Annotated in this window: 11 protein-coding genes; 6 read left to right on the top strand and 5 right to left on the bottom strand. The window is 49.3% G+C overall.

Annotated features, from left to right (window positions below; translation table 11 throughout):
• Positions 1-198 precede the first annotated feature (198 nt).
• Together MKQ68_RS24015 and MKQ68_RS24020 are read left to right on the top strand one after the other, a co-directional pair.
• The gene (locus MKQ68_RS24015; RefSeq protein WP_264281277.1) at positions 199-1,227 is read left to right on the top strand and encodes a sensor histidine kinase; all 1,029 of its coding nucleotides are present in this window, start codon (positions 199-201) and stop codon (positions 1,225-1,227) included.
• Between the two features lie 140 nt (positions 1,228-1,367).
• On the top strand, positions 1,368-2,045 hold the full coding sequence (locus MKQ68_RS24020) for a LytR/AlgR family response regulator transcription factor (RefSeq protein WP_264281278.1): 678 nt from the start codon (positions 1,368-1,370) through the stop codon (positions 2,043-2,045).
• Positions 2,046-2,131: 86 nt separating this feature from the next.
• Here the strand turns inward: MKQ68_RS24020 and MKQ68_RS24025 are convergent, their stop codons facing one another.
• Complete coding sequence (locus MKQ68_RS24025; protein WP_264281279.1) at positions 2,132-2,887, bottom strand: phosphoglycerol geranylgeranyltransferase; 756 nt, start codon at positions 2,885-2,887, stop codon at positions 2,132-2,134.
• Between the two features lie 321 nt (positions 2,888-3,208).
• Between MKQ68_RS24025 and MKQ68_RS24030 the strand changes: the two genes are divergently transcribed.
• The 3 genes from MKQ68_RS24030 (at position 3,209) to MKQ68_RS24040 (ending at position 8,993) form a co-directional block, all read left to right on the top strand.
• Positions 3,209-6,529 (top strand): vitamin B12-dependent ribonucleotide reductase, encoded by a 3,321-nt coding sequence (locus MKQ68_RS24030; protein WP_264281280.1) that lies wholly within the window; start codon positions 3,209-3,211, stop codon positions 6,527-6,529.
• Between the two features lie 1,392 nt (positions 6,530-7,921).
• Positions 7,922-8,482 (top strand): hypothetical protein, encoded by a 561-nt coding sequence (locus MKQ68_RS24035; protein WP_264281281.1) that lies wholly within the window; start codon positions 7,922-7,924, stop codon positions 8,480-8,482.
• A gap of 19 nt (positions 8,483-8,501) precedes the next feature.
• A complete protein-coding gene (locus MKQ68_RS24040) occupies positions 8,502-8,993 on the top strand; it encodes a YcxB family protein (RefSeq protein WP_264281282.1) in 492 nt (163 codons plus the stop codon).
• On the opposite strand, the gene MKQ68_RS24045 is transcribed toward MKQ68_RS24040, so the two are convergent.
• Both MKQ68_RS24045 and prs read right to left on the bottom strand, forming a co-directional pair.
• Positions 8,994-9,437: a GNAT family N-acetyltransferase gene (locus MKQ68_RS24045; protein WP_264281283.1), complete on the bottom strand. Its 444-nt coding sequence runs from the start codon at positions 9,435-9,437 to the stop codon at positions 8,994-8,996. It lies immediately after the preceding gene.
• 3 nt (positions 9,438-9,440) lie between these two features.
• Complete coding sequence (gene prs, locus MKQ68_RS24050; RefSeq protein ID WP_264281284.1) at positions 9,441-10,355, bottom strand: ribose-phosphate diphosphokinase; 915 nt, start codon at positions 10,353-10,355, stop codon at positions 9,441-9,443.
• Positions 10,356-10,446: 91 nt separating this feature from the next.
• Here prs and MKQ68_RS24055 point away from each other — a divergent pair, with 91 nt between their 5' ends.
• Positions 10,447-11,208 carry a carboxypeptidase-like regulatory domain-containing protein gene (locus MKQ68_RS24055; RefSeq protein WP_264281285.1) on the top strand — a complete coding sequence of 254 codons (762 nt, stop codon included), beginning with the start codon at positions 10,447-10,449 and terminating at the stop codon, positions 11,206-11,208.
• 42 nt (positions 11,209-11,250) lie between these two features.
• Here MKQ68_RS24055 and MKQ68_RS24060 read toward each other — a convergent pair whose 3' ends face one another.
• A complete protein-coding gene (locus MKQ68_RS24060; RefSeq protein WP_264281286.1) occupies positions 11,251-11,760 on the bottom strand; it encodes a TolC family protein in 510 nt (169 codons plus the stop codon).
• Positions 11,757-12,575: a TolC family protein gene (locus MKQ68_RS24065; protein WP_264281287.1), complete on the bottom strand. Its 819-nt coding sequence runs from the start codon at positions 12,573-12,575 to the stop codon at positions 11,757-11,759. Before MKQ68_RS24065 ends, MKQ68_RS24060 begins: the two co-directional genes overlap by 4 nt.
• Between the last annotated feature and the right edge of the window lie 38 nt (positions 12,576-12,613).

Raw genomic sequence — 12,613 nt, forward strand, 5'->3', positions numbered from 1 at the left:
TTAAGGCTCAAAAATAGTATAATATACAATGCGGGCCAGCTTTTTATAGCGCGGCGGTGCAAAAAACGGGCTGCCGGAGTACATGAAACAAGCCATTCCCATTTAAACGGCTATACCACCATTGATCCAATTTGCTTTCAGACGGGCCTGCCCATATGGTATTTTTGATTTAATCAGAGGAGTTCCCTAATTTATACTATGCTCAGAAACTTGTCCAAATATTGGTGGTGCCAGATTTTAGGTTGGGGACTCTATTCCGTGATCTTCATTTTCTTCGCATTTTTCTTTGACAGAGTTGGGGTTGCGCTGGTATTGCATACATTGCTGGTAATGGTGTTGGGCATCTTTTTCACCCATTGCCTTCGTGCAGTCGCGCTAAAATATAAGTGGATCGAGTTGCCATTCGAACGTGCGGTGTTTCGCTTTTTCTTCGGCATTATCATTTGTGCTATTCCCGATGCCGCTATCCTGAACGCCTTCATGTTGCTGTTCGGCCCTGTGCCGGACGATCTGCTGCCGCGTTTAGCGTTTTCGTTCCTGCAGCAATCTGCGCTCATCACTTCCTGGGTAGCCATTTACTTCACCTGGCATTACGTGGAAAGAAGCCGTAACGTGCAGTTCGACCGCCTGAAGCTGGAAGCGACGGTGCGAACTTTGGAGCTTAAGACGATCAAGGCGCAGCTGAACCCGCATTTTATTTTCAATGCGTTAAACAGCATACGGGCATTGGTAGATGAAGACCCGCAGCGGGCGCGTACTGCCATTACCGAATTGTCGAATATCCTGCGCAGCTCTATGCAGGCCGAAAAGGTAGAAATGGTGAGCCTGGAAAATGAGTTGAACATCGTAAAAGATTACCTCGCCCTGGAGCACATCCGGTTCGAGGAACGGCTGAAAATACAGTACGACATCGAGGCGGATACGCTGGAGTTGCCTATCCCGCCCATGATGCTGCAAACCCTGGTCGAAAATGCCATCAAACACGGCATTTCGCGGGAAATAAGAGGTGGAACGATATCTGTAGGTTCTCATGTAAAGGAAATGCAGCACGAGCTTACGATCCGTAACACCGGGCAAATCAGGGGAGAGGCTTCCAACGGCGGTGGATTCGGCCTCCAGAGCACCCGCCAGCGGCTGGAACTGCTGTTCGGCAAGCGGGCATCATTCGAGATCCGCAACCTGGACGCACAAACAGTTGAAGCTAAAGTGTTAATGCCACTGTTCTGATCAGGAAATATTTTCTTGTTGAACCAGGTAAACCGGTTTAGCAAAGTTTTTTAATAATTTAACATCTGAATCGAAAACGCATCTGTCGCACACCAAAAGGCTCCGGCAGCTGAATTTCATCAACCAATTACAAAGACCGTATGAAAAAAGCATTGATTATTGATGATGAGCGCCTGGCCAGGAGCGAGTTAAAGAAACTGCTGGCAGACCATCCGGAAATCGTCGTGATTGGAGAGGCGGTAAATGCAAAAGACGGGGTTGAAAAGATAGAGACCTTACGCCCGGATCTCCTGTTCCTGGACATTCAAATGCCGGATAAAACGGGGTTCGACCTGCTGGCCGAACTGGAACGTACGCCACAGGTGATTTTTACCACGGCTTACGATGAGTACGCACTTAAAGCATTTGAGTATAATGCGCTCGACTACCTGCTCAAGCCGGTAGAGCCGAAAAGGCTGGCAGACGCTATCCATAAATTACATCAGCAGGAAGAAAAGGAGCGTTTGGCCGCAGCAGCCGGCCTGCGTAATATCCTCTCCGAAAACGACCAGGTGTTCGTAAAAGATGGTGATCGCTGCTGGTTCGTTAAACTTCAGGAGATAAGGCTGTTCGAAAGCGTTGGTAACTATGCCCGCGTATATTTCGAAACCAACAAGCCGCTGATCCTGAAGTCGCTGAATGCATTGGAAGAACGCCTCGACGAGCGCGTATTCTTCCGGGCAAACCGCAAACATATTGTGAATCTGAGGATGATTGAAAAGATCGACACGTACTTTAACGGTGGACTTTTGCTGGAAATGAAAGGGGGGAAAAAATAGAGGTGAGCCGCAGACAGGCCGTGAAGTTCAAAGAGATGATGAGCTTATAACAATAGAAAGGGTTTGATGATACACATCAAACCCTTTTAAATTTTAACCGGGGCAGTATGCACTGCGTCCGCAATTTCTTTTATCAGGGAAAGGTCTTTTTCGATAGCGTTACCCACCACGATAATATCCGCACCTGCTTTGCAATTGAGGTAAGCTTTCTCCGCATCACGGATACCACCACCTACAATTACCGGCACTTCTACCTGGCTGCTCACCCGGTGGATCATGCTTTCTGTAATCGGTTTGCGTGCGCCGCTGCCGGCGTCCATATATATTACCTTGTTACCCAGCATTTCGCCGGCCATCGCCGTAGCCATGGCAATATCGTCTTTATCTGCAGGGATGGGATTTGTATTGCTGATGTAGGAAACCGTAGTGGGAGCACCGCCGTCTATCACCATGTAACCGGTAGACATTACTTCCAGGCCGCTTTTTTTAACCGGAACGGCAGAAATAACATGCTGACCGATCAGTAATTCTGCATTACGACCGGAAATCACGGAAAGGTACAGTAAGGCATCCGCATAACGGGAGACTTGCGACGGGCTGCCGGGGAATAAAATAACCGGAATGTCACAGGTAGCTTTGATCTGCTGGATAACTTCGTCGAGATGGTTGGTAATCACCAGGCTGCCTCCCAGGAAGAGGTAGTCGACCTTCGCTTCCGTACATTTCGCAGTCAATTCCGAAATGCCTGAAGGGGTTACCTTATCGGGGTCCACCAGGACCGCAAAAGACTTTGTTCCCTTGGCCTTTCTCTCTAGGAATGAATTGTAAATTTTTTTCTGCATCAAATTCGCGTTGTTCCGGTTGTCGCAAATGTATAAATTTTTTGCTAATAAGCTAGTGCCTGATCCAAATATGCTTAAGCTCTCCGGTAGTCCATAACGTGTTATTCTTCAGATAATTTGCTACTCCTTATTCAAGTAATAGGAGCAACTGCTGTGCCAGACCTTAAAATATTCATAAACAAATGGTTAGTTGTGGATGTTCACAATGCACACCCTGTGCATAACAAAAGTGGGATAGGGGATATCATTGCGTTATTTTAGTAATCCTTTCCAGAATGAGAGTTTTCTATTTGCTAAATCCTCCCAAAAAATCCCAGAGGTATGAAAAATCAAGAGAAAAGAAAAACCGGTATTGCCTTTACCAGGCACTTCACCAAAGATGGCATTAGTCCCTTCGATCAGTTTGAATATGACCTGCGAACGTCGGTGATCCGTAACCCGGGCGGTGACGTGGTATTTGAGATGAACAATGTGGAAGTGCCCCGTGGGTGGTCGCAGATTGCGACCGATATCCTGGCTCAGAAATATTTCCGTAAGGCAGGCGTGCCTCAGCCAGATGGCAGCCTGGGTCGCGAAACCTCCGTGAAACAGGTTGTACACCGCATGGCTAACTGCTGGCGGGTTTGGGGCGAGCGCTCCGGCTACTTTGCCTCTAAGAACGATGCAGATGTGTTTTACGAGGAGCTGGCCTATTGTATGCTCAACCAGGCCTGTGTGCCTAACTCTCCCCAATGGTTTAACAGCGGCCTGCACGAAAGCTACGGCATCACGGGTAAACCCCAGGGTCACTATTATGTAGATAACGCCACCGGTAAACTGGAAAAGTCAACATCGGCCTACGAACGTCCGCAGCCGCACGCGTGTTTCATCCTCAGCGTGGGTGACGACCTTGTGAACGATGGCGGCATTATGGACCTTTGGGTACGCGAGGCGCGCATCTTTAAATATGGCTCCGGCGTAGGTACCAACTACTCCCAGATACGGGGTGAGAACGAGAAACTCAGTGGCGGCGGTACCTCCAGCGGTTTAATGAGTTTCCTGAAAATCGGCGACCGTGCAGCAGGGGCCATCAAGTCGGGCGGTACTACCCGCCGGGCAGCTAAAATGGTGTGCCTCGACCTCGACCATCCTGAAATTGAAAGCTTCGTGAACTGGAAGGTGGAAGAAGAAAAGAAAGTGGCAGCCCTCATTGCGGCGGGCTACTCCTCCGATTATGAAGGCGAGGCCTATCGCACCGTATCCGGACAAAACTCCAACAACTCCGTTCGTATACCCAATACCTTCTTCCACCAGTTGGAAAAAGACGGCGACTGGGATTTGATTGCCCGCACCACCGGCAAAACCATGCGCTCCATTAAGGCACGCAGCCTGTGGGACCAGATCGCCTACGCCGCCTGGCGCTGTGCAGATCCCGGCACACAATACGATACCACCATCAACGAATGGCACACCTGTCCGCAGGGCGGCCGCATTAACGCGTCCAACCCGTGCTCAGAGTACATGTTCCTCGATAATACCGCCTGTAACCTCGCATCCGTGAACCTCCGTAAGTTCTTCGACGAAGAGCGCAACGTGTTTGACGTAGCGGGTTTTGAATATACCGTAAGATTGTGGACCGTAGTATTGGAAGTATCCGTACTGATGGCGCAATTCCCGTCACCCGAAGTGGCGCAGTTAAGCTACGAGTATCGCACCCTGGGTCTTGGCTATGCCAACCTGGGTTCTATGCTCATGGTGAGTGGCATTGCGTACGACAGCGAAGAGGCGCGTGGCATTGCCGGGGCGATTACCGCGATTATGACCGGCGTGTCTTACAAAACCTCCGCAGAAATGGCCGAACATCTCGGTGCCTTCCCTAAATACGAAGAGAACCGGGTGGATATGCTGCGTGTAATGCGCAATCACCGTGCGGCTGCATACGACGCTACCGAAGCCTATGAAGGGCTGGAAATAAAGCCGCAGGGCATCAATGCAAGGTTCTGCCCCGACTACCTGTTAAAAGCGGCTACAAAGGCCTGGGACGATGCCGTGCAACTGGGCGAAAAGTTCGGTTACCGCAACGCACAGGCAACCGTGATTGCGCCTACCGGCACCATCGGCCTGGTGATGGACTGCGATACTACCGGCGTAGAGCCCGATTTTGCCCTGGTGAAGTTTAAGAAACTTTCCGGCGGCGGGTATTTCAAGATCATCAACCAAAGTATTCCCACGGCGCTGCAAAACCTCGGGTACAAACCGAACGAGGTAAAAGCCATCGTGGATTACGCTAAAGGAACGGGCTCCTTTGCCGGGGCGCCTTACATTAACCTGCAAAGCCTCAGCGAGAAAGGTTTTATTGCCGAAGAGCTGAAAAAGCTGGACGCTGCCGTGATATCCTCCTTCGACATTTCCTTTGTATTTAACGTATACACGCTGGGAGAGGAGTGCCTGCAACGGTTGGGCTTTACCCCCGAGCAGTACTTCAACTTCGAGTTCAGCCTGCTGCACGAACTGGGCTTTAGCGACGAGCAGATCGACGCGGCCAACGACTACGTTTGCGGCACCATGACCGTAGAAGGTGCGCCGTACCTCAAGGAAGCGCATCTGCCCGTATTCGACTGCGCCAACAAATGTGGTAAGAAGGGAGAGCGGTATATACACCCGCACGGCCACATCCGCATGATGGCCGCCGCACAGCCGTTTATTTCCGGCGCCATCTCCAAAACCATTAACCTGCCCCACGAGGCGGTTGTAGAGGAGATCGCGGACGCTTATAAAATGAGCTGGGAACTGGGCCTGAAGGCCTGCGCCCTGTACCGCGACGGCTCCAAACTGAGTCAGCCGCTGAGCAATAAGGCCGATAAAAAGAAGAAAACCGAAGCAGTCGAAGAAGCGCCGTTAGCCGGTAGCCAGATCATTGACCTGGACCAACTCACCGTTGACGAGCTGCTGGAAGAAGTGAATAAACGCGTACAGGCCAGTCCCGATACGCAGTTGAAACGCGCCCTGAGTCGGATCATCGAACGTAAAACCCTGCCGGCTAAACGCCGCGGCTTTACGCAAAAGGCGAAAGTGGGCGGACAGGCAGTGTTCCTCCGCACCGGCGAATACAACGACGGCACCCTGGGCGAGATCTTTATCGACCTGGCGAAAGAGGGCAGCACCTTACGCAGCCTCATGAACTGTTTCGCGATCTCCGTATCGGTGGGTCTGCAGTATGGCGTGCCGCTGGAGGAGTTTGTAGATAAGTTCGTGTTTACCCGTTTTGAGCCGGCCGGTATGGTAGACCATCCGAATATCCGCTCTGCCACCTCGCTGATCGATTATATTTTCCGGGCGCTGGGTTATGAGTACCTGGGGCGCACCGACCTCGTGCACATCCACGACGCGGTAGGCAATACCGGTGAAGATGAGTGGGATGAGCCCGTGGTGAAGCCGGAGTTGTCGAATGTGCGGATTATTGGCGCAAACCACCCGGCCCCGCAGTCCACACAAAAGGCTAAACAGGCCGTGTCGGCCGCCGGTGGAGAGAACAGCACCCAGGATTACATGCGGAGTATGCAGAGCGATGCCCCGGCCTGTAACACCTGTGGCCATATTACGGTACGTTCCGGTACCTGTTATAAATGCCTGAACTGCGGTAACAGCATGGGATGTAGCTGATCTTAGCGTTTAAAGCAGGAAGTTGTTAACAAAAGGGCGATTTCCTAACGAAGTATTAACAAAAAGTCTAATGATGCAGGTTTTGCTAAACGCCGAAACCGCCTCTGTATATGGCTTTCAAGTAAAGCTGACTTTGTTAATAATTTGTTATTCGCCCCCTAAAATTTCAAATAAAGTTAACACGTACTTACCTTTGATATTAAATAGGGTTTTCATAGGATAGTAACAAATTGAGGGCGCTTTTCTAAGTGCCCTTTTCTTTTTCCCTCAACTCCCGAAATCCCCACTGGTTACCAGCTTTCTCTCTTTTCCCGATATTCATTTCAAATACTTTGTTGCCAAATATGCCAATCCATTGCCATTTATAATGCGTCTTAAACTTCCCCTTCCACATCGGCGTACTCGGCCGTTAGCTAGTCAAATTCATCTTGTTTTGGCATGATGCCTGTAAATCGGTTTAACGAGCAGGTGTTGTAGAAAACTTCCACCATTTCCGGTCGCATTAATTCAAATTATTATATATTCTCTAAAAAGCGGGCTCTTATTTAAACGTTTCCGATTTAAAACGCCTTTTTTTCTTTTTTGGCTAATTCTCGGTCATTCGTATTACAAATATTTAAATATTAATATATTTGCCATGTATTAATTTTTATATGGTTACTGTCCTATGAAAAACCAAAAATATTCCTACACCGCGTGAATCTTCATGCACCGTAAAATGACTCTCGAAAGCAATGGTTCGCCCATTGCTTTTGTTTTTTTAGCCATCCTCATCGCACTTTCAGCCGCCGTTGTGTCACTCACTGCACCATCCGTTTTCCTACTCAGCCAACCAGCATCCCTGCTGGATCCTTGCTACATCCTTGCTACATCCCCGCTAAAACACTGGTGTTTCAGCAACATTTTAGCAACAACTTAGCAAGGATGTAGAAAGGATCTTCGGAAGATGCAGCAAAGGTGTGTCGTAAATCGACCATGACGGGCGTGATATGCCACTTGTAGCGCTGACCATACGCAAAACTTTCAGAGGGGGAGTCCAATAGGAGTCCAAAGGAGTCCAATGTGAGCCCAACGAAGTCCAATGTGAGTCCAATAAAAGCTGTCTCGTAGTGTCACGTCCTAAAATAGGTTTACACGAGGTTAGATAATCCGGATCAAGGTTTACACTTGTATTGATTAATCCGTATAAAGGTTTACAGTTCCAGAGATTAGAAAAGGCATCTTGTCACGTTGTAAAATAAGTTGACACCCAGGTTAGATAATATAAAAGCTACCTCTTGCGTTCTATCGCCGTGTAGTGGCCGTGGACTAAATAATTTGGACCAAGGGCTCCCCGAAATGTGGAAAACTTGTTTTTATTTACTATTTTTAGACCATAAAAGCATTACCCTTATGAAAAAGCTGTTGTATTTGCTGTCAATCGCACTGGTTACAGCCACATCAGCGTCAGCTAAAAGCGACTGCGAGGTTGTTGTACCGGGCCCGGGCGACGGGGCCGTTATTGCCAACAATGGCGATAAGGGTAATAATAACGACAAAGGCGGTCCTGCTACTGGTCCGACGACTTCTACCAGCACTACTACCTCCAACGCCGCCAAAACGGCTAAAGCGAGCCGTTTCCAGGACTTTATCTGGATGGTACCGGGTGAAGCGGTAAAAGTGGACGATGAGGAAATGGAAAAAGCGGTGGTGGGTCTTTACAAATGGTACCTTCAAAATGAAGTGAAGCTGAACAACAGCCAGGCTTCGCAGGTATCTCAGGGTAAAAGCATGGCTGCCCCCTTTAAGATTGATCCGAAAGCCTTACAACAATACTTTCAGTTCATTAAAAAGAACTTCCCGGGACTTAGCGAAGAAAGCCTGGGTGATAAAACATCTTCCGTACAGAAGAAGCTGGCCCCCGTTACCGCTGTGGATGACGTAGAGGCGCCAATGCCGATCACCAACAAATAAAACCTTGTGAGACACGCGAATGCATATCCAGTTCAGCTACAACCGACACGACGTTATTAATGCATTGCGTTCCCATTTCATGAGGCGGGGTGAAATCAAAGTGTTCAGAAATACCTTTGCGATCCTTTTACTGGCCACCATTGCGGGTTATGTATTTAACCTGGTGAGCGTCAGCGCGGTAATGGGCATTTTGGTCATGATCCTGTTGATCGGGAGCGTATTCTGGTTCCTGTTACCCATCTCCATCTATAACAAGTCCAACACATTTAAGGAGTCGATCCGTTTGGGTTATAACGAACACCAGATGACGATCGGTACCGAAATTGGCGACCGGCCGCTGAGCTGGAGCAACTTTTCGCAGATCGTAGAAACACCTACCTTCTTTTTCCTTTACCGGGATAAAAAGTCTTTCTTCCTCGTGCCGTTGAGCGCGTTCCGGACAGAAAACGAGATTGATGACTTCCGAGAACTGCTGAAGAATAAGTTCGATAGTTACCAGGTGGCCCGCTGATTACAGCTGCCGGCTCATCTCGTAATGCGGAATATCTACTTCGATAAATTCATCGCCATCGATCGTGTACCCCTGCCTTTCGTAAAAGCCAACGGCTTCTTTACGCGCATGCATCATTAATTTACTGAAGGAATTATTTTTAGCCTGCTGCTCCGCAAAGGTGAGAATGCTGTTGCCAATGCCTTGTCCCTGGTGGGATTTATCGACAGCCATTTGCCGCAATTGAAGCGTGGAATCGTTTACCTTACTGAGGATGCAGCAGCCGATAATACGCTCGATGCCCCTTTCGCGCGTGAAGCAACCGATGAGGGTATCGTGCATTTCCTGTTGCAGGTACTCTTCGGAGAAAGATAAGCCCAGCGGCTTGCGGAGTATCTCATCGCGCAGCGCCACCATGGCCTGGTAATCGGTGCTGCCATATTCTATGATGCGTAACGAAAACATATACTACTTAAAATAATCTGCGATCAATTTATTCACGGAGCGAACCGTTAACATCGGGTCGTTAATCTGTAGCGCATTCGGGTGCGTGTCCGTACAAACTACCCGGCTGATAAGGCCGCTTTGCCTGATCTTGTTAAAACCGTTTCCGGCGAAAATGCCATGCGTGGTGATGACCGCGATGTCTTTAGCACCGGCCTGCAGGTAAGCTTCTGCGGCGTGCAGTAAAGAACCGCCCGTCCGGATCATATCATCGTAAATGATCACCAGCATGTCCTTCACATTGGCGCTGATCGCGGTAATAGCGGTTTCTTCGCCAGACAATCGCTTCTTAAACACGAATGCCGGTTGTACATGCAAATCGTTTGCCAGCGATTCTACCCACTTTGCCCGGCCGGCATCGGTGCTGGCGAGAATGAAGGGCTGACCAGCGGCAATTTCCAGCGCAGATTCCTTTACCAGGTCTTTACCGTACAGGTGTACCGGGCGTATCTGGCTTTCGAAATAATAGGAAATACCATCGGCGTGCAGGTCGATCATAATCACTTTATTTCCGCGCGAAGTGGCCGGCAGCGAGGAGAAGAGGATGGCTCGGTTTTTGGCTTTCACGATTTCGCCATGCTTAACGGCGCGCTCCATAGTGGAGTAACCGAAGTAAGGGATCACGAGGTTGAGCGACAGGGCACCCAGCTGTACACAGCCATTGGCCAGGTCGAACAGTTCGAGGGTTTCGCAGTCGTCGATAGTGCCACCTACGATGATCACTTCCTTACCGCTAACGTCGCTGGTTATACGATGATAGTGTTCTCCGTCTGGGAAGTCGGTAATGTCCATTAGCCCGTTTTCCCAGCCGGTAACCGCCAGGATGTTTTGTTTCAGGTACTCGTACCGTTGGGTAGAAAAGATAATTTTTTGCGGCATATGTAAATGTATAAAACTCCCGCTAAACTGGCCACCGGAATAAACTTTTAACGTTTCATTTGGCAGCGGAAACCTAAATTTGAAAGATTGTATGAAGCATTTTCTGATCAGATATACGGCAGCACTATTCCTGATGTTGGCCCTGGGTATGCAGTACGCATCCGCACAGGTACGCATTTCGGGTATGATCGTAGATGCCGAATCGCAGGCGGGATTGCCGTCGGTGAGCGTTTGGGCCGTAAAGGGCAAATACGGTGCGATCAGTAATGAAACCGGCCGCTTTTTTATCCAGGCCATGCCCGGCGATACGCTGGAATTTACCATGGTGAGTTATATCAAACACGACTTCGTAGTACCTGGCATTTCGGGTACGTTCAATATCCCGTTAAAGCGACAGATATTTAATCTCGGCGGTGTGGCTGTAAGAGGTAAAAACCACCGGCAAGACTCCCTTTCCATGCGCGAAGAATATGGGAAGTACTTTGATTACAGGCGGCCTAATGCCATGGATGTGCTGAAAACATTACCTTCCAACCCGATCACTGCGTTGAGTTATATGATCCCCAACAAGGACCGCAAACGTAAAGAGGCTTTTGGTAAACAGCTGCAATATTGGGAGAAGGAAAAGTTCGTGGATTACCGTTATTCGCCCGAATTGGTAAACAGGATGACGAAGCTGGACGGGCCTGAGCTGGATACGTTCATGCAGCGTTACCGGCCGAGTTACCAGTTCCTGGAGAATGGTACGGAGTATGACCTGTTGCTGTTCATCAAAAGTTCCTTTGCTAAGTATCAGCAGGAAAAAGGAGCGGTGAGAAAAGAAGAATTGCCGGATAGTACGGCTTCCAAATAATAAAAACGTCCCGGCAGCACCGGGACGTTTTCTTTTTATCAGTTATCGTAACAAGTCGCCTCTTAAACGAAGCAGCTCTGTTTCAGAAAGCTTCGTATTGTACCGGGCCTGTATCAGCCTGTTGTAAGAATCTTCCAGGCTTTGCTGTGCCTCTTTCAATTCCAGTGTGGTGGATACGCCTTGTTTAAAACGCTCCAGTGCAACCATTACGTTTTCTTTGGCAAGGTCCAGGTTTTCTTCTTCCAGGGCGAGTGCCTGCTTGAAATATTCGTAATCTTTAAATGCATTGCTCAACGCCAGGTTTACAACAGACCGGCGGTTCTCCAACGATATTTGCTGGTAGGCAATATCGAGGCGCGCGTTCCTTATTTCGCGTTGTTTGTTAAACTGGTTAAAGATGGGCACCGTAGCGGAGAAGCCGTAGTTAAGACCGCCATTCTGGTTGAAGATGGTGCTGAACTGGTTGATAGCGGCGTTGGCGCGTGTGCGGTTAAAGTTATAGGTAGAATTGAACGCGATCACCGGGAACAACTCGCCCTTGCGTTCCTTCAACGCCAGTTCCGATATGCGATGTTTTGTTGCGCTACTTTCAGATCGGTGTTGATGGAGTCGATGCCTTGCTGCATTTCGCCGTAGTTCATCGCCAGGTTTACAGGAATGCTGTCCTGCACATCGTACCCTGTACTGTTCGCATCTACACCCATCAATTGATTCAGTGATGATTTGGCTTGCAGGATCAATGTTTGCTGGCGGAGGTGTGCAGCCTTTTGGGCGTTGTAATCCACCTTTGCCTGCAACCAATCCGTTTTTGGTGCGAGGCCTGTCTGGAACTTGGCATCCGACAGTTTTACCCTTTCATCTGAAATAGACATTTGTTCTGCCAGCGCGTGCAGTTGTTGCTTTTGCTGGGAGATATTATAGTAGCCGTTGATGACGGCGGCCATAGTATTCACGATCTGGTTCTTCACCGTGAGTTCGCCTAATACTTTGATGTGCTCCACGCGCTGCCGGGTGGCAAACATTTTAAGACCATCGAACAGTACCCATTGCAGGTTGATGCCGGCTTGCAGGTTCTGGTTTTTAATGCCGCTGGTATCACGTTTGTTGCCGTTGGCGAATTCCTGTTTAATGGCGGTGGTGGTCCAGCTTTTGGCAGCGGTTGCATTCAGCGAGGGCAGGAATGCAAAATTCCGGTAAGCGTAATCGTTCGCCGCGACCTCCGCATCGTTACGGGCCAGGCGCAGGTCGAAGTTGCTCTTCAGCGCAAGGTCCAGCGCCTGTTCCAGCGACAGCACTTCCTGGGCGCGAACGCCGGAAGTTAAGCAGAGCAGCATCAGGCCGGATAAGAATATTTTAATCAGCTTCATTTTGATATAGATGCCGGCAGGTGGACTGCCGGACTTTT

The organism is Chitinophaga horti (assembly GCF_022867795.2).
GTDB lineage: Bacteria > Bacteroidota > Bacteroidia > Chitinophagales > Chitinophagaceae > Chitinophaga > Chitinophaga horti.